At 65.6% G+C, this 17,573-nt stretch carries 18 protein-coding genes; 11 read left to right on the forward strand and 7 right to left on the reverse strand.

Annotation, left to right across the window (positions count from 1 at the left end; genetic code table 11):
• Positions 1-41 precede the first annotated feature (41 nt).
• Positions 42-659 (forward strand): TetR/AcrR family transcriptional regulator, encoded by a 618-nt coding sequence (locus tag ACFWO8_RS20855; protein WP_378953425.1) that lies wholly within the window; start codon positions 42-44, stop codon positions 657-659.
• Positions 660-723: 64 nt separating this feature from the next.
• On the opposite strand, the gene ACFWO8_RS20860 is transcribed toward ACFWO8_RS20855, so the two are convergent.
• The 3 genes from ACFWO8_RS20860 to ACFWO8_RS20870 all read right to left on the reverse strand — a co-directional run bounded on the left by ACFWO8_RS20860 (position 724) and on the right by ACFWO8_RS20870 (position 4,662).
• On the reverse strand, positions 724-1,416 hold the full coding sequence (locus tag ACFWO8_RS20860; RefSeq protein WP_378953427.1) for a GAP family protein: 693 nt from the start codon (positions 1,414-1,416) through the stop codon (positions 724-726).
• A 102-nt stretch (positions 1,417-1,518) separates the two neighbouring features.
• Positions 1,519-2,856 (reverse strand): M20/M25/M40 family metallo-hydrolase, encoded by a 1,338-nt coding sequence (locus ACFWO8_RS20865; RefSeq protein ID WP_378953429.1) that lies wholly within the window; start codon positions 2,854-2,856, stop codon positions 1,519-1,521.
• 201 nt (positions 2,857-3,057) lie between these two features.
• Positions 3,058-4,662, reverse strand: a complete 1,605-nt coding sequence (locus ACFWO8_RS20870) for an SLC13 family permease (protein WP_378953431.1) — start codon at positions 4,660-4,662, stop codon at positions 3,058-3,060.
• 269 nt (positions 4,663-4,931) lie between these two features.
• On the opposite strand from ACFWO8_RS20870, the gene ACFWO8_RS20875 reads away from it, so the two are divergent.
• From ACFWO8_RS20875 to ACFWO8_RS20885, 3 genes are read left to right on the forward strand one after another with little or no spacing between them, the layout of a single operon-like run.
• Positions 4,932-5,309: a glutaminase gene (locus ACFWO8_RS20875; protein WP_378953433.1), complete on the forward strand. Its 378-nt coding sequence runs from the start codon at positions 4,932-4,934 to the stop codon at positions 5,307-5,309.
• A gap of 42 nt (positions 5,310-5,351) precedes the next feature.
• Positions 5,352-7,019 (forward strand): MFS transporter, encoded by a 1,668-nt coding sequence (locus tag ACFWO8_RS20880; RefSeq protein WP_378953435.1) that lies wholly within the window; start codon positions 5,352-5,354, stop codon positions 7,017-7,019.
• 26 nt (positions 7,020-7,045) lie between these two features.
• Positions 7,046-8,158 (forward strand): hypothetical protein, encoded by a 1,113-nt coding sequence (locus ACFWO8_RS20885; RefSeq protein WP_378953437.1) that lies wholly within the window; start codon positions 7,046-7,048, stop codon positions 8,156-8,158.
• A gap of 23 nt (positions 8,159-8,181) precedes the next feature.
• Here the strand turns inward: ACFWO8_RS20885 and ACFWO8_RS20890 are convergent, their stop codons facing one another.
• Positions 8,182-8,511 carry a hypothetical protein gene (locus ACFWO8_RS20890; protein ID WP_378953439.1) on the reverse strand — a complete coding sequence of 110 codons (330 nt, stop codon included), beginning with the start codon at positions 8,509-8,511 and terminating at the stop codon, positions 8,182-8,184.
• Between the two features lie 106 nt (positions 8,512-8,617).
• Here ACFWO8_RS20890 and ACFWO8_RS20895 point away from each other — a divergent pair, with 106 nt between their 5' ends.
• Positions 8,618-9,841: an MFS transporter gene (locus ACFWO8_RS20895; RefSeq protein WP_378953441.1), complete on the forward strand. Its 1,224-nt coding sequence runs from the start codon at positions 8,618-8,620 to the stop codon at positions 9,839-9,841.
• 18 nt (positions 9,842-9,859) lie between these two features.
• Here the strand turns inward: ACFWO8_RS20895 and ACFWO8_RS20900 are convergent, their stop codons facing one another.
• Positions 9,860-10,969 carry an AI-2E family transporter gene (locus ACFWO8_RS20900; protein ID WP_378953443.1) on the reverse strand — a complete coding sequence of 370 codons (1,110 nt, stop codon included), beginning with the start codon at positions 10,967-10,969 and terminating at the stop codon, positions 9,860-9,862.
• A gap of 630 nt (positions 10,970-11,599) precedes the next feature.
• Positions 11,600-12,031 (reverse strand): NUDIX domain-containing protein, encoded by a 432-nt coding sequence (locus tag ACFWO8_RS20905; RefSeq protein WP_378953445.1) that lies wholly within the window; start codon positions 12,029-12,031, stop codon positions 11,600-11,602.
• Between the two features lie 175 nt (positions 12,032-12,206).
• On the opposite strand from ACFWO8_RS20905, the gene ACFWO8_RS20910 reads away from it, so the two are divergent.
• The 6 genes from ACFWO8_RS20910 (at position 12,207) to ACFWO8_RS20935 (ending at position 17,001) form a co-directional block, all read left to right on the forward strand.
• Positions 12,207-12,485, forward strand: a complete 279-nt coding sequence (locus ACFWO8_RS20910; protein WP_378953447.1) for a hypothetical protein — start codon at positions 12,207-12,209, stop codon at positions 12,483-12,485.
• A gap of 250 nt (positions 12,486-12,735) precedes the next feature.
• Positions 12,736-13,956, forward strand: coding sequence for a cysteine desulfurase family protein (locus tag ACFWO8_RS20915; RefSeq protein WP_378953449.1), 1,221 nt, complete (start codon positions 12,736-12,738; stop codon positions 13,954-13,956).
• Positions 13,956-15,071, forward strand: a complete 1,116-nt coding sequence (gene mnmA, locus ACFWO8_RS20920; RefSeq protein ID WP_378953451.1) for a tRNA 2-thiouridine(34) synthase MnmA — start codon at positions 13,956-13,958, stop codon at positions 15,069-15,071. The genes ACFWO8_RS20915 and mnmA overlap by 1 nt, the downstream gene beginning before the upstream one ends.
• A 127-nt stretch (positions 15,072-15,198) precedes the next feature.
• Positions 15,199-16,269, forward strand: a complete 1,071-nt coding sequence (locus ACFWO8_RS20925; protein WP_378953453.1) for a methionine synthase — start codon at positions 15,199-15,201, stop codon at positions 16,267-16,269.
• 68 nt (positions 16,270-16,337) lie between these two features.
• Positions 16,338-16,577 carry an AbrB/MazE/SpoVT family DNA-binding domain-containing protein gene (locus tag ACFWO8_RS20930; protein WP_378912555.1) on the forward strand — a complete coding sequence of 80 codons (240 nt, stop codon included), beginning with the start codon at positions 16,338-16,340 and terminating at the stop codon, positions 16,575-16,577.
• On the forward strand, positions 16,570-17,001 hold the full coding sequence (locus tag ACFWO8_RS20935) for a type II toxin-antitoxin system VapC family toxin (RefSeq protein ID WP_378953455.1): 432 nt from the start codon (positions 16,570-16,572) through the stop codon (positions 16,999-17,001). The genes ACFWO8_RS20930 and ACFWO8_RS20935 overlap by 8 nt, the downstream gene beginning before the upstream one ends.
• Positions 17,002-17,060: 59 nt before the next feature.
• On the opposite strand, the gene ACFWO8_RS20940 is transcribed toward ACFWO8_RS20935, so the two are convergent.
• Entirely contained in the window at positions 17,061-17,372 is a 312-nt protein-coding gene (locus tag ACFWO8_RS20940; protein WP_378953457.1) for a hypothetical protein, read from the reverse strand.
• Positions 17,373-17,573 lie beyond the last annotated feature (201 nt).

Consider the following 17,573-nt stretch of genomic DNA (forward strand, 5'->3'; position numbering starts at 1 on the left):
CCTTGACATGTCACATGTGTGACACTTACAAGTGTGGCGACGTGGCCACCGGGAAGTCAACGAGATCGTCTCGAGTGCTACAGATAACGAGAAAGTGTGACAGTGCCGTGGGCATAGCGAAAGGCAGTGATTCCGTCAATCCGATCGCGGCGCGATCGCAGGCATGGCTGATCGACGCACTGTTCGAATTGATGCGCGAGAAGCCCTATGTCGAGATCACGGTCACCGATATCGCTCAGCGTGCGCAACTCTCACGCCGGACCTTCTACCGCAACTTCGCGACCAAGGACGAGCTGATTTCGATGCATGCGCGGCGTTTGGTCGACGAGTACGTCGACCGGCTCCTGCCCGCCGATCTCTCGCAGACGCGGGCGGTCGCGCTGACATATTTCGAATTCTGGACAGACCACGCCGAATTCCTGCGCCTGCTCGCCGCGAGCGGAATGAGCAGCCTCGTGCTGCAGAAATTCAACGAACATATTCCTATGATTTTCGAGCGGAGTCGGAGTCCGAAATATGCGGGTGTCGCGCAGCTGCGGTATGCGCTGGCGTTCAACGCGGGCGGGTACTTCAACCTGCTGTTCGAATGGCTGCGGGGCGGGGCGAAGGAAACCCCCGCCGAAATGGCTGATGCTGTCGCCGCTTTCGACGCAGAGTGAGTATCGAGCCGGATTTCGGACTCGGCACCACGACTACCGACCGGGTCCTGCGACGATCGGCAGTTCAGGCGGTGAGCCGCAGGCCCTGGCCGAGGAAATAAGCGCCGAGGATGAGCAACACTGTGATCGTGATCGCCGTCATGTTCGTGTCGATCCACGCTCTCGCTTGCGCGAGAGCTGGGTTGATCCGTTGGCCGCCGAGGACTGCGGCAGCCAATGGGACGACGACACCCAGCGTGGCGAGAAACGCGAAGATCGCCACTGCCACAGCCGACTCCGCGGTATTCAAGCCTGCTGAGCCGAGCGCCGCCCCGGCGCTGACTCCCAACGGGATGTTCTTGACCACGAGGAACCCCTGAGCTAGTCCGAGGCCCACAGCACCCACCAGGCTGAACCCGTCCAGTCGATCGAGCAGGCCGCCTTTGCCCGACGCCGACTTCGATGCCTCAGCGGTGGTCGATGATGGGCGTTTCATCCAGGCGACGACTGCCAGGGCGAAGAACAGTGCGGCGAAGACCAGTGCGATGATGTCGATTCCGTCCGCGGTCTGTTCGGGGTAGTCGTCATCCACGCTGTCGACGACGAGCATCGCGACGGTCGTGATGACAGCGAGTGCGGCGAACCATCCGAGACCGAACAGTGCTGCTTTGGTGCGGCCCCGGTCACCTAACAGGAAAACTATCCCGGTGGTCACTGCGAACGGACTGAGCGCCAATCCGATGGCGTAGGTCAATGTTTCGCCCAACGCGCTGACCATGACGATCCTCCCAGTCAACCAATCCGAGCCGATCGGTGAATCCGCTCCGAAGGCGATCTTCGGCAGCACGTGATGCCGTAGCCGCTTTCGGCTCGGGGTGAATCAGTGGCTGCGCCGCAGGACAGCGTCGTAGAAGTGGATCCCGTGTTCGAGGGCGTCGACGGTGAGGCGTTCGTCGGTGGAGTGGATGAGGCCGCGTGTCTCGGCGTCGAGCTCGAACGGGTAGAAGCGGTAGACGTAGTCGCTGATCTGGGCGAGGTGGCGTGCGTCGCTGCCGCCGACAACGAGGAAGGGCGATGTCACTGTCCCTGGAAATGTTTCCGAGACAGCGTCTTTGACGCGCTCGAAGGCGGGTCCGTCGGTGGGTGAGACCGGGGTCGGCTCGGAGGAGTTGAGGATGTCGAGCCGGACGTCGGGGTCATTGATCAGTTTGCGGACGCGTTCTACGGTTCCGGCGACGGTTTCCCCGGTGAGGATGCGGATATTGAGCACGGCGCGCGCCGATTCGGCCATGACGTTGTTGCCCTTGCTCCCTTCGAGCACCGTGGGCACCGCGGTGGTGCGGATCATCGCGTTCATCAGCGGACCGGAACGGGGCATGAGCGCGGTGATCAGCCACTGCAACTTGTCGGCGCGTGCGAGTACCGCGCCGAGTGGGCCACTCGAGTGTGCGCCGATGATGGTGAGCATCTCCATGATCGGTGGTGTGAGCTGGGGCGGGAAGCTGAAGTTGCCCACCTTCACCAAGGCCAGGGCGATGCGGGTAGTAGCTGGTTGCTTACCGGGCATGGAGGCGTGGCCGCCGGGATCCACCGCGGTCAGCTGAAGGTCGAGCATGCCCTTTTCCGCCGTGCCGATCACGGCGATCTTCTCCTTGATCGGGAACAGGTCGCCGGCCACGCCGCCGCCCTCGTCGATGACCAGGCCGGGCACAATGTGCTGCTGGCGGAAGTATTCCACCACGGTGGGGACGCCGTCGCCAGCTACTTCTTCGTTGTGCCCGAACAGTAGATAGACGTCGCGGTCGGGGGTGAACGCCTGGGCGAGAAGGTCTTCGACGGCTTCGCAGATGCAGACCAGCGGGCCCTTGTCGTCGATGGCGCCGCGGCCCCAGATCACTCCGTTCGCGACGGTGCCCGAGAAGGGCGGGTGCGTCCAGCTGTCCGGGTCGCCGGCGGAGACGACGTCTTGGTGCGCCATGAGTACGATCGGGTCCGCGGTGGATCCGGTCTGCCAGTGGTAGAGCAGGGTGTGGTCGGCGAAGATCTGCTTGTGCAATTTCGTGGCTATCAGCGGGTACAGAGTTTCGAGTGTCTCGCGGAATGTCGCGAATTGGGCCCAGTCGGTGTCGTTCTCGTCCTGGGTGGTGACCGTCGGGATCTGCAACAAGGTGGCGAACCGTGCTGTCGCGCGGTCGATGTCGATGGTGCCCTCCGGCATGACGATGTCCTCTCGCGAGAATGCTGACCGTGGCGTGTCGATCCAGGCTCACAGCCTATACCGGGACGCAGTAAGTGATGGCTAATTCACGGCTACGGGTGTCGGTGCGGCCACACACGAGGCCTCCTGTGCTCGTCGAGCCCGCGGCGGCGGTCGAGCAGGCCGAGCACGTCGGAACCACAGATGGCGATGCCGAGACAATCAGAACGGCCAGATCAGTGGCACGAGAAAGGTAGCGACCGCGGCGAACAACGCGGCCAGTGGCAGTCCCAATTTCCAATAATCACCGAACCGGTAGGCACCGGGTGGCGCCACCATCAGGTTGGCGGCCGTGGCGATCGGCGTGAGAAACGAGGCAGCACCGGCGACCGTCATCGCCATCAGCATCGGCAACGGTGAGATCCCAGTCGCCGCGGCGACTGACACGGCGATCGGTGCCACGATCAACACGGTGGCGAGGTTGCTGATGAACTGGCCGAGCACGATGACCACCGCCACGATCCCGAACTGCAGCAGCAGCGGCGAGCCTGTGCCGACCAGGTCGAGCAAGGTGCGCGAGATCAGCTCCGCCGCACCACTGGACTGCATAGCGGTGGCCATCGGGATCATGCCCGCCACGATCACCAATGTCGTCAGCGAGATCGCGTGCTCGGCTTGGGACACGGTGATCACCCGCAGCGCGAGCATCGCCGTGGCAGCACCGAGCGCCACGATCGCCGCCGGGGCGGCATCGACGACGAGCAACGCGCACATCACCGCGAGAACGGCGACCGCCGCATAGGAACGCGGACCCAAGCGGGTCGCTTGACGGCGCAGCCGCGATGGTTCGGTGACGGTGAGCAGGCCAGGATGGGACGCCCGCTCATCCAGGGCGTCCCAACTGCCACTGAGCACGATGATGTCGCCCACCCGCAGCCTGGCCCGGGTGAGTCGGTCCCCACCTCGGTAGACGGCCAGGATCACCAGATCCCCGGAGTCGGTGCGCATCCCGGCGAACACCTTTTCCCCGATGAACTCCGAGCGCGGCGCGATGACCACCTCCGCCGCCCCACCGGCGGCGCAGATCGCCGTCTGGGTGGGGTCGAGCTCGTAATGATCAGCCAGTGTCTCGGCGTAACGGCTCAGGTCCGTCGGCGCGTCGGTAGCGACCCGATCCGGCAGGACCCGAGGCCCGAGGTACACCACGATCGTCACGGTCCCGATGAGCAACGGGATACCGACGAGCGAGAACTCGAAGAACCCGAACGGCCGAGCTCCCGCGTCGATGGCGAGCTCGTTGATCATCACGTTGATCGGGGTGCCCAGCAGGGTCAACATCGACCCGGCGTGCGCGGCGAAAGCCAGCGGCATGAGCAGCTGCGCCGGTCGCTGCACGATTTTGGCCGCGATCATCACCGTGACCGGAATCAGCGCGGCGACCGCGCCATTGACGCTGATCAGCGCAGTCAGCGCCGCACACAGCAGCATCACCGCCACCAGCACCGCGGTGCGCCCGGACCCGACCCGGCGGATCAACTGCATGCCCACCCACGCCGTGACGCCGGTGGCGTCGATCGCCTCGCTGATCACAAACAGCGCCGCCAGATACACCACTACCGGATCGCCGAACCCGGCGATGGCGTCCTCGAAACCGATGGTGCCGGTGAGGTAAAGCGCCAACGCCACCCCAAGTGCGACCACCCCGGGCGGGATCCGATTCGACATGAACGCCACGATCGCCACGGTGAGGACGACGAAGGTCGTCGCAATCGGCCCCGTCATGAGCCGTCGGCCCGAAGCGTCGTCGAGCACCCGTTCTCGGCGCACCGATCATTCGACACACAGCGGGTGACCGCGGCACCGATCATAGGCTCACTCTAGCGTTGACCAACCCCGCTATCGCGCGGCAATCACACGATGGCCGGCGAATTCTGTCGGACAACCGGTTCAGAACAGTGAGTGTCAGACAGCCGATTCTCGGCGCATGGGGGCGATACTCGATGGTGCGGTTTCGGACATGCGTCGGCGGATCTCACCGGAGGGTGACGCTCGCGCGCTTCGCAGAGTGGGCTTACTCGGCCGCAGAGGGAGGCGCGATGGACATGCAGGTATCGGATGTCGAGCAGGTGGTCTCCATGGGTGCGCCTCCTCGCGGGGAAGAGATCGATGATCTTGTCGCCGTCGCCTTGGAGCGATACCGCGACCAGACAGCGGGGCGAGTCGCCGACTACATCACTGGCCCATGCCGACCGACGCTGTCCGGCGTCGTGGTAGCCGAGGTAGACGGTGGTACGCACGCCGCCGGCGTGGTCGAGTTCAGTATCCAGTCCATCGCCAAAGCGTTCGTCTACGCACTGGTTTGCGAGGAAGGCGGCCACGAAGTGGTGCGCGGGCGGGTCGGGGTGAACAACACCGGCTTGGCGTTCAATTCGGTGGTTGCTATACCGACTACCTCTCGCGCGCACTGGGACTGAACGTCTTCGCCTCCACCCGCCGACCGACAGGAGTGTGCGGCCATGACCGCGACACCGGCAGCACCCGTCAATGACCGTGCGTCCTGGTTGCCCATGGTCGGGCTGTTCTTCGCCCAAGTTTTGATGTCGGTCAACGTCACCGCGTTGCCGGTGTCGCTGGGCGGGATGGTCGAGGACTTCGACGTCGCTCCCACGGTGGTCAGCTCTACCATCGTCACCTACGGGCTCGCGGTGGCGGCGTTGGTGATGGTCGGTGCCAAGCTCGGGCAGCGATTCGGCTGGGTCGCCATCTTCCGCGTCGTGGTTGCCACCTTCGCGGTGTCGGCATTGATGATGACCTTCGCACCCACCGTCGGGTGGGCCATCGCCGCGCAAGCCGTCGCCGGCGCCTCGGCGGCCGTGATCGTGCCCGCTCTGGTCGCGCTGATCACCGAGAACTACCACGGCACCCAACAGGCCACCGCCATCGGATCATTGGGGTCCGCGCGCGCGATCTCCGGTGTCGGTTCGTTCCTGATCGGTGGTGCGCTGGGCACTCTGGTCGGCTGGCGGCCGATGTATGTCCTGGTGTTCGCCATCGCGGTGCTCGTCTTCGCATTGAGCTTCACCCTGCGCTCCGACACCGGCAACCCAGCAACGCGCATCGACCTGGTCGCCGCAGTCCTGATCGGTGTCGGCGTCGTCTTGCTGACCGTCGGCTTCAACAACCTCAACTCCTGGGGCGTGGTCTTCGCCAAACCCGCGGCACCGTGGGACATGCTCGGACTTTCGCCGGCGCCGGTGGCGATCGTGCTCGGGATCGTTGGGGTCCAAGCATTCCTGATGTGGACATTGCGCCGCATCAAGGCAGGTCGGCAGCCCCTGGTCGATCTTTCGGTCCTGGCCAGCTCGCGCGAACGCGCCGCGATCTATGCGATGTTCACCGTCGTCGCGCTCGAGGCAGCCCTGAATTTCACTGTCCCGCTCTACATCCAAATCGTGCAGGGCCGCTCACCATTCGACACCGCGCTGGCGATGATGCCGTTCAACCTGACCGTCTTCATCACCGCCACCATCGTCGTGCGCGCGTACCAGCGCTATACACCCCGCGCGATCGGCATGGCTTCGTTCGGGCTGACCACCCTCGCGCTGGTGTGGCTGGCCTTCGTGGTGACCAACAACTGGGAAACCGTCCCGACCGTCGCCGGGCTGATCGTGTTCGGCATCGGCCAAGGCGCACTGGTGACCCTGGTCTTCAACGTGCTGGTCACCTCCGCACCGAAGAGACTCGCCGGTGACGTCGGCTCCATCCGCGGAACCACGCAGAACCTGGCCTCGGCAGTCGGCACAGCACTGGTCGGCGCCCTGCTGGTCACAGTCCTGAGCATCTTCGTCGGCCAGCAGGTGACCGACGACGTCACCCTTCCCGACTCGTTGATCGAGCAGGTCGATCTGGACAACGTCAACTTCGTCAGCAACGACTCGCTGCGCGAGGTCCTCGCCACGACCACAGCTTCCCCCGACCAGATCGACGCCGCGGTCGCGATCAACGAGGACGCCCGCCTGCGCACCCTGAAGTTCGGTCTGCTGATCCTGGCCGGGCTCAGCGCCCTCGCCATCGTGCCCGCGAGCCGTCTGCCCGACTACCGGCCCGGCGAAATTCCCGACCCCGCTGCCACCGGACCAGACAACCAAGACCAGCCAACCGCTGATCGGAGAACTGTCCACTGATCCCCAACAACCCATCCGGAGGCACGATGCTGTACACCGACATCCCGACCCGCCGTGAGATCACTGCGCTCGCATCAACTCTCGAGCCGTGGTGCGTATCGATCTACACTCCGATCGAAGGAGACCCAGCCAATCCGGACGCGCACCGCATAGCGTTCTCCAACCAGGTCCGCGACGTACTGTCCCTGGTGACCGACCCCGGGGCTCGCGCGGCGTTGAGTGAGGAGCTCGACGACCTGATCGATGACGACGAATTCTGGCGCTACCAGGCGCGGACCCTCGTCGTGCTCGCCACGCCGACCCGGGCGCGGACCTATCGACTCCCCAACCGGCTCACCGAATCCACTTCCGTCGGAGACCGATTCCAGCTCACGCCGCTGCTGCGGTCGGTGACCTTTGCCCAGACCGCGTTCATCCTCGCACTCTCCGATGGCGCCGCGCGCCTGGTGCAAGCCGACGCCGACCGGCCCGCAGCCGATGTCACGCCGAAGGACATGCCGACCAGCGCGGCGGATCACGCCGGCAAGTCGTCGTTGGGCGATCGGGCACCCAAAGGCCGCGTCCAGGGTAGCGAGGGCCGCAAGATGCGAGTACGCCAGTACGCACGCGCCGTTGACCAGCAGCTGCGCCCGATCCTCGCAGGTCGCGACACCCCCTTGATTCTGGCCGCGACCGAGCCGACCGACGCGCTGTTCCGATCGGTCAACAGCTACCCGGACCTGCTCGAGGAATCCTTGCCGGGCAACCCCGAGCATCTGGGCGACGATGAACTCGCCGCGCTGGCGCGAACAATCCTGGACCGCCACTACAAGGCCGAACTCGCCGCGCTGGCGGAGCTGTTCGCCACCCGGCGCGGGGAAGGACGAGCACTGACCGACCTCGCCGACATCGCCCGGGCCGCCACCTACAACATGATCGACACGCTGTTCGTCGACATCGACGCCACCGTCGCGGGGACTATCGCCGCACAGGACGGTGCACTCGAGGTCGATATCGACGCCGAATCCATGAACGGTCCCGACGTCCTCGACGAGATCGCGCGGCGCGTAGTGCTGGCCGACGGGCGGGTACTGGCGGTGCGTGGAAGCGAAGTCCCCGGCGACGGGCCTGCGGCCGCGATTTTGCGGTATTCGATGTAGCCGGCTAGTGCTGCGGACAAGGGTCAGCCAGCGTCGCCGCGCTCGACTTCGTTGAACTCGATCTCCCCGGAACGAAGGACACGCAATGTCCCCGCCGAGTCCGCGTGGATGATCAGATGCTCGATCAACCGGTGCGCCACGACAGCGGCGGCGTGTTCGTCGGCATGGCTCCACACTGTGCGGGAGACAGTTCTGCCCGAGGTCTGCGATCCGCGGAAGGAACGAAGAATCACCGAGAATTGTTCACGGCCGATTCGCCCACCGATCACACGACTCGCCTTGGCCACGGCGACCTCGGCCACTTCGTTGGCGCGAATCGCTGCTGATCCGATCGAGATCCATAAGGCTCCCATAGGTCCAGTGTGCGCCGTCAACCCACATCGGCGGCGCAGCGGCACGCCCGCCGATCGCTGTGCGCCACCAGCCTGACCGGCATCGGAGAGAAGGGACGGGCACCTGTTGCAGATCATTGGCCACCGTGGGTTTCGCCGGCTGCTCCTCGCTCAGGTAACCGGGTTGATCGGAACCGGCTTGATGACGGTGGCGCTGGGACTGCTCGCCTTCGATCTGGCCGGCGACGACGCGGGCGCGGTGTTGGGTACCGCGCTGGCGATCAAGATGATCGCCTATGTCTTCGTGGCACCTGTGAGTTCGGCACTGACCGACCGGATACCACGCCGGGTCCTTTTGGTGTCGTCGGATGTGGTCCGCGCGGGAATCGCCCTGTGCCTGCCATTCGTCGGCGCGGTGTGGCAGATCTATGTGCTGGCCTTCGTGTTGCAAGCGGCCTCGGCTACCTTCACGCCCGCGTTGCAAACGGTGATTCTGGCGATGCTGGTCGACGAGGACGACTACACCCGGGGGCTGTCGCTGACTCGACTGGCCTACGACGCGGAGTCGCTGCTGAGTCCGCTGCTGGCCGCGGCCATGCTGACCCTCGTGCACTACAACTCGTTGTTCGTGTGCACCGCTGCGGGGTTCGTCATATCCGCGACAATCGTCGCGAGGACGAAGCTACCGCAGGTCCAGCCTGCGGATCGGTCGATGCCGCTGATGGTGCGCATTACCGGTGGCGCACGGATCATGGCAGGCGATCCGGTTCTGCGCGGACTGCTGGCGATGAACATGGTCGTTGCGGCCGCAACGGCTCTGGTCGTGGTCAATACCGTTGTCTACGTGCTGGATCTGTTCGCAGGATCGGATTCGGAGGTGGCGCTGATGCTGGCCTGCTACGGTGCGGGCTCGATCGCGGCGACTCTGGCTGTTCCGCGTGCACTGGCATGGATCGGTGACCGGGCGCTGATGCTGAGCGGTTGTGCGCTGATGGTGATCGGACTCGCGGCCGCGGCGGTCATCACAGTTCGCGCGACTCCGTCGCTCACCTGGTGGTTACTGCTGACCCTGGCGTGGCTGGTGCTGGGGTCGGGTACATCACTGGTCAGTACACCGTCGAAGCGGTTGTTGCGTGCACGCTCGGATGCGATGACTCGTGCCTCGGTGTTCACTGCACAATTCTCGGTCTCGCATGCTTGCTTTCTCCTGACCTATCCTCTGGCCGGATGGGTCGGGGTGGTCGCTGGACAGACGGGAGCGGCGGTGAGCCTGGCCGTGTTGGCCACCCTGGCGGCCCTGACTGCGTCGCTGATATGGCCGCCCTCGATGCGGTCCGGCACATCAGCATGACCTCGTCGACACAGACCATCAATCGACCGCCGGTGCCCGCGTGGATCCGGGCGCCGCGCGGTACTGCCGCACGGCCGCAGTCGATTTGACCACCGCGGCCAGCAGCGGTGGGCCGAGCACCATGCCGATCAGGCCGGCGACAGTACCGCCGATCATAGTGGCGAGCAGTACCGCCACCGGGTGCAGTCGTAGCGATGCCCCGAGTGCCCAGGAACTCACCGCGCTCTGAATGCTGCCGTTGGAGATGACGAACGTCACCGTGAGTATCAGGGCCGCGGTCGGTCCGGCGGCGCCGAAGGCGATCAGTACCGCGAACGCACCGGTGATCCAGGCCCCGACGAACGGGATGAACGACAGTGCAAAGTACAGGATGAAGATCGGGATCGCTAGCGGAATCCGTAACAGCAGCAAGGGAATCATGAAAATCGGTGCCGTGATCAACGCGGTGACTGCCGTGCCTTTGAAATACCCGCGCACCGATTCCCTTGTCAGCGAGACCACCGCGGCGACCTCGGCGGGGTCGAGCGAAGTGCTCCGCGCCAGCCAGACAGGGAATCGGCTGCCGTCCCGTAACGTGAAGTACAGGAAGAACACCGCGAAGAAGGTGCCGACGATCAGCGATATAACGCCGTAGAAGGTGTTGGTAACGATCCCCGCCAGCCCCTGTCCCAGCTGCGGAAGATGACTCTGGACCGCGGTGCGGGCATGCTCCAACCACGAAGATTCGATATCGAGCCCCCGACCCCACACCAGCAACGCGTCCCATCCCAGTGCAAGTTGCCGGTGGATCTCGTTGTACTGACGCACGATTCCCCACACGACAATCGCGATGGTGCACACCACTGCGGCAATCGCGGCGAACACTGCCCCCGCACCCGCCAGCGCCGGTGGGAGCCCGACTCGTTTCAGCAGCTCCACCAGTGGCTCCAGCACGATCCCCGCGATCACCGCGATCACCAAGGGAATCAGGATGCCGCTGACCGCGCCCAGCGCCACCGCGATGACCACCGCCAGCGCGAGAATGCCCAGTATCGACCAGCTCGCGAGGCCGATCCGCCGCAACGCGGGCCTCGTCTGGTTCCTGTCCGGGCAAGCGGGCTGCATCGCCGCGTTACCGCTGTTCGACACAGAGACCTCCTCGTCCGGTTGCGACGATGACCGGCTGACGCGAACAGCCTGCGGACTCCGTGCGGGCTGGGCGGCCAGACCAGACCAGGAAACCACAGCACGACGCTGACCGACGGCGCTAACACACCACGATCCGTGCCGACGATGGTCGGTAGGTCTACCTGCAGCGTCCCGAACACCTCGACTGCGCGAGGGTTTCCGTCCGCGTCCAGCGGCTCCACGACCAGATCGTCACCATCCCGGCCCACAGCGCACGTGATGTCATTGCCCACCCTCGCCAGCCGTGCATGCCGGAGTCGAAGTATCCGGACAGTTCGACGGCCGTGATCGCCAAGCGCCCGCAAGTACTGCGAGACCGAATGCTTATGGCATCGATCACTGCATGGGCGGTGCTTCTGCTCGAACCCGGCGCATTGTTGCTCGCTGTATGTCGCGGCAATCGCAGGGACTGATGGCCAGACAGAACCTCTGACACCCCACATGTCGGTGGCGCGTGAATCTGCAAATCGGCATCGTCCAGCGCCCGACCGGCGGGAACGGGCCGCGATCTACCATCAGCCCCGCAGTCAGTAACGAGGCCCAAGACCTGGCCTTCAGTGCCCTGGTACCTCGGGGTGTGGCGGCAAGCGGTCAGTCGAACATTGTTGGCAGGTCTGGTTTATTCCAGTGGTCGTGGAGCAGTCGGATTTGGGTGTCGAGTACGCGGGTGGTCGACAGCTCAGGCAGGTCGTCGATGTCGAACCAGTCGATCTCCATGGTCTCGACGGGGCTGGGTTGGCCGTGGGAGATGGTCTCGCACAGGAAGAACAGCTTGTACACGTGGTAGGGGAAGGCAGGCTGGTGGCCTTGGACGTCACGGTCGTGTAGTGCCACGAGCTTGCTGGCGCGCACGGTGATTCCGGATTCTTCCTCGACTTCGCGTTCGACTGCGAGTGAGGGTGGTTCCAGGACGTCGCACCAGCCGCCTGGCAGAGTCCATCTTTCGTCGCTGCGGTCGCGGATGAGCAGGATGCGGCCCTGGTCATCGAAGACGCCGCCTCGGACGTCGACTTTGGGTGTCATGTATCCCTTTTCGAGGAACACGTTCTTCGCAGGACCCGTAGCGGACACGAGCTTGTTCGCGCGGCTTGTTCGCACAACTGTCTCCTGATTCGGTCAGTGCTCCCGCACGATGGCGTCGGTCAGGACTGGGTGAGCGAGTCGGTGAACCGCCGTGGTCAGGTCGGTCTCGGCCGAGTTGAAGATCGCGCTGCCCGCCACGAGTGTGTCGGCTCCGGCGGCGATTATCTGCGGTGATGGTGGTGATGGCACCGTCGGCGACGAGTTCGAGACCATTGAGGTGCAGGTTGTGCAAGGTGGTCCGCAGGGTGCGGATCTTGTTCGGGACGGTGGGATCGAAGGTGCTGGTGCCGGGACGGCTGGTCATCAGGACGACGAAGTTCTCGAAGCCGGCCTGTGCACGCAGCAGTGGCGCCGCCGGTCCTTTGCCTGCGGAATATGGGGTTTGTCACGGTAGCGGCGCCGCTAACGGCCGTTGTCGGCCGTTGTGCGGCAGCCCCGGTCCAGCGGGCAGCTGCGGTCCGCCAGCTCAGCTCCTTCGCACCCAGCCTGTCTCGACCGTCTCGCTGGCCTGCTCATCGACGATTTGGGAATGAAAGTAGGTGATACACGTGTTGGAAATCCTGGGTAAATCGTAGAAAAATCGTAGAAAGCAGGGGTGGACCCCGAAGATGACCAGGTCAGCGGTGGTATAGGCTTTGTCGGTCATGAAGTCGGCTTATTCGGGTCCGGTCAACGGTGCGCCCAAGACGGTCTACCTCGATCACGCGGCGACCACTCCGATGTTGCCTGCCGCGGTCGAGGCGATGACGGCTGCCCTGGGGGCGGTCGGGAATGCGTCCTCGCTGCACGGTTCGGGGCGGGCGGCGCGGCGGTCGCTGGAGGAGGCGCGCGAGTCGATCGCGGCTGATCTGGGTGCTCGACCGTCCGAGGTGATCTTCACTTCCGGGGGCACCGAGAGCGACAATCTGGCCGTCAAGGGGATCTTCTGGGGGCGTCGGGCGGCTGATCCGCGGCGCACCAGGATCGTCACCAGCGCGGTCGAGCATCACGCGGTGCTCGATGCTGTGGAGTGGCTGGAGAAGCACGAGGGCGCGCAGGTGAGCTGGCTGCCGGTCGACGCCGACGGTGTCGTGTCGCCGCAGGTGTTGCGTGAGGTGCTCGCGGCGCATGCCGACGAGGTGGCGCTTGTCAGTGTGATGTGGGCCAACAACGAAGTCGGAACCATCGAGCCGATCGCCGAATTGGCCGCTGTTGCACAGGAATTCGACATTCCGATGCACAGCGACGCCATTCAGGCGGTGACCCAGATACCGGTCGACTTCGCCGCGAGCGGGCTGGCCGCGCTCAGCGTGGCCGGGCACAAGGTGGGTGGTCCGCACGGGATCGGGGTGTTGCTGCTCGGCCGCAACGTGCCGTGTGTGCCGCTGGTGCACGGCGGCGGACACGAGCGTGACCTGCGCTCCGGTACCTCCGATGTGGCCGCGGCGATCGGGATGGCCGCCGCGCTGCGCCATGCCGTCGCCGACCTGCCCGCGCGCGCTCAGCAGTTGCGGGCGCTGCGCGACGAGCTGATCGACGGTGTGCGGGCCGCGGTGCCGGAGGCAGTGCTCAATGGCCCAACAAATCGGCTGCCCGGCAACGCTCACTTCACGTTCCCCGGTTGCGAGGGTGACTCGCTGCTCATGCTGCTCGACGCCGCCGGTGTCGAATGCTCGACCGGATCGGCCTGCAACGCGGGGGTCGCCTCGCCCAGCCATGTGCTGATAGCGATGGGTGTGGACCCGTGGCAGGCGCGCAGTTCGCTGCGCTTCTCGCTCGGTCACACGTCGACCGGAGCCGATGTCGAAACACTGTTGACCGTGCTGCCGCAGGTCATCGATCGGGCCAGGGCCGCAGGCCTGGCCGGCGCTAGAGGAGGTGCCTGATGCGAGTTCTCGCTGCGATGAGCGGTGGTGTCGATTCCGCGGTGGCCGCGGCGCGGGCCGTGGACGCGGGGCACGAGGTGGTCGGGGTGCATCTGGCGCTGTCGGCGAACCCGGGCACGCTGCGGACCGGGTCGCGTGGTTGCTGCTCCAAGGAGGACGCCGGTGATGCGCGCCGCGCCGCCGACGTGCTCGGAATCCCTTTCTACGTCTGGGATTTCGCGGATCGCTTCAAGGAAGACGTGATCGACGACTTCGTCGCCGCCTACGCCGCGGGGGAGACCCCGAACCCGTGCCTGCGCTGCAACGAGAAGATCAAGTTCTCCGCGCTGGCCGATCGCGCGCAGGCGCTCGGCTTCGATGCCGTGGTCACCGGGCACTACGCCAGGCTCGACGAGGGTGTTCTTCGTCGCGCTGTCGACGCCGACAAGGATCAGTCCTACGTGCTCGCGGTGCTCACCGCCGAGCAGCTCGCGCGGGCGATGTTCCCGGTGGGTGACACCCCGAAGCCGCGGATCCGTGAGGAAGCGGCCGAGCGCGGGCTGGCCGTGGCCAACAAGCCCGACAGCCACGACATCTGCTTCATCCCCTCCGGCGATACCCGCGCCTTCCTCGGCGCCAAGATCGGCATCCGGCCCGGTGCGCTGGTCGATTCCGACGGCACGGTGCTCGGTAATCACGAGGGTGTGCACGGATTCACCGTCGGCCAGCGCAAGGGTCTCGGCCTGAGCCACACCGCCGCCGACGGCAAGCCCCGCTATGTGACCGGAATCGACCCCGATTCGGGCACCGTCAAGGTCGGTTCGGTCGAGGATCTGCAGGTCGACGTCATCACCGCCGACCGCGCGATCTGGACCTCCGGTGTTCGCCCGACCTCGTCGGTCGAGTGTGTCGTGCAGGTTCGCGCGCACGGTGGGACCGCGCCTGCCGTGGTCGAGCCCGAGGGTGACGGCTTCGTCGCCAGGCTGCGCGAGCCGCTCACCGGCGTCGCCAAGGGCCAGGCCATCGTGCTGTACCTGCCCGATACCGACGGTGGCGACACCGTGATCGGCAGCGGCACCATCAACGGCACCGACCGCACCGAGATCTCGGCGGACGCCGCCGACGCCTCTGCCTGAGCGTGCGGGCAAGATAGCGGAAGGCGGGTCCGTGCGTCGTACGGTCGGCGTGCGCGGTCCGTGGCGCGTGGTGTCCTCACCGACCGGGTGGTGACCGGCGTCCGACGACTCGAAAGGTGTTGAGCGCGTGACACTCTGGCGAAGCGAGAATTCCCGGGAGGCGCCGGAGCCTGTCGACCTGCTCGTCGGTGGGATCGCGACCGGCGTCGGCTCGTGGCCCGGCACCGATCCGCGCGAGGCGGCCGCGACGATCATCGGCGAACTGCCCGCCCTCCCGCACCTGGTCGAACTGCCCGAGCGTGGCATCGGCGCCGACACGATCGGCCGTGTCTCGGCGCTGCTGGTCGACCTGCGTTTCGATTCCACGACTCGTGGTTACCGCCTGGCCGCCCGCCCGACCGGGGTTTCGCGGCGTGCGCGGGACCTGATGCACGCCGATCTCGACGCCATCGAAGAGGCATGGGAGACAGCGGGTTCGGCAGGCACCGGGCGGGTGGTGAAGATCCAGGCCGCCGGTCCGCTCACCCTCGCCGCCGAGGTGGAACTGCCCGGCGGGCATCGCATCCTCACCGATTCCGGTGCCCTACGCGATCTTTCGGAATCCCTCGCCGAAGGGCTGATCCGCCACGCTGCCGAGATCCGCAAACGGCTGGGCGCCGAGGTGGTCATCCAACTCGACGAACCCCAGCTCACCACAGTTCTCGAGGGCTCCCTGCAAGGTCCGAGCATCCTGAACACCATCCGTGCGCTGCCGGAGCCGGACACCCTGCACATCCTCGACACCGTCATCAACGCGCAGTCTTCGCCAGTCCTACTGCACACCTGCGCTTCTCGGCCCCCGCTCACCACCCTGGGCCGCACAGCGGCGGCGGCGATCTCCTTCGACGCCGCGACGATCATCACCGCCGACCTCGACGCCCTCGGCGAAATCATCGACTCCGGCAAGAAAATCGCCCTCGGCCTGACCCCCACCACCCCACCCGCGGCGTCGACCACGTGGCGCGACATCGCCGAACCCGCCGTCCGCCTCATCGACCGCCTCGGCTTCCCCCGCGCGATCCTGGCCACCCAGATCCTGGTAACGCCTTCCTGCGGCCTGGCAGGCGCGCCCCTGCCCTGGGCCCGCAAGGCGCTGGCCCTCACCGCAGACGTAGCCCGCGCCTTCGCCGAAGAACCGGAGTCGATCACCTTCGAATAGCGGTGTTCCATCAGGTGAACTGCGGAGTTATCATCTATTACGTCATTACCTATTAGATGGAGGCTGACATGCGGATGAATGCGAACGGTCAGGTGACCATCCCTGCCGAGCTGCGGTCGAGGTTCAATCTGAAAGAAGGTGATGAGCTCGATGTCATCGAAGACGGCGGCACGTTGCGCATCGTGGTGAGCGGCGGCGCGGATAGCCCCGGCGAGCGGCTCGTTCGTCAGATGCGACGGCACCGATTCGACAATCCCGAAGTCGCAGGCCTGACGACCGACGAGATCATGGCGCTGCTGCGTGACTGAATCGGTCACCGCGCTGCGGCACGCTACCTTGGTCGACAGTTGCGTGCTCATCGATGTGCTGGACGGCGACCCCACGTGGGAACAATGGTCGGCATCCGAATTGTCCGCCGCGCGCAACGTCGGTCGCGTGGTGATCAATCCGCTGATCTACGCGGAGGTTTCGATCGGCTACGCGACGAAGGAATCAGTGGAGGCTGCCTTGCCGCCCCAGTCCTTCGACCGTGAGCCGCTGCCCTGGGACGCGGCCTTCCTCGCTGCCAGAGCCTTCCTCGCCTACCGTCGGCGGGGTGGCGACAAGCGGTCACCGCTGCCCGACTTCTACATCGGTGCCCACGCCGCGATCAGCGGGTACCGACTGCTCACGCGCGACGCGGCGAGGTACCGAACCTACTTCCCCACGGTTGAGGTCATCGCGCCGGAATGAGCCCGCGACGTGCGCATCCGGATCTGCGAACTCCGGATTCGCCCACCCAGCTGGTCGCGTCAGTTCGGGGTGACGGTGACCGTGTTGCCGATCTGGGTCTTCATATCGAACGACGCGCACTGCCCATTGCTGAGCTCCTGAGTGCGCAGCGGCCGCTTCTTGATGTTGGTCTGGATCTCGACCGTCACATCGGTGCTGGCCATCGAGCACACCTTCGACACCGGCGCCTCGGTGTAGGAGACCGAGCCCGCACCCTGACACGAGTTGGTCGAGTTACCCAGGAACACCCGCGCCGTTCCCGTCGGGCACGGATCAGCCATCGCGCTCGGCGCACTCACCAGTGCCGCGGGCACGAGCGCACCTGCCGTCACCGCCGCCACGATAACTCCACGAACCATCATCCGAACCGCCATGCCGTCCCGCCTCTCCGTGAATTCCGGTCAGACTACGGGACGGGGCGACCGTGTGGCGCGGCAAGCGGTGAAGTCGCGGCCGAACGCGACCGGCCATGATCAACACGTGAGCACATGGGTAACTCACCGGGCACGGGCCAACCGGATACACACCGAACC

Origin of the sequence: Nocardia sp. NPDC058480 (genome assembly GCF_042720495.1) — a bacterium.
Taxonomy (GTDB): domain Bacteria; phylum Actinomycetota; class Actinomycetes; order Mycobacteriales; family Mycobacteriaceae; genus Nocardia.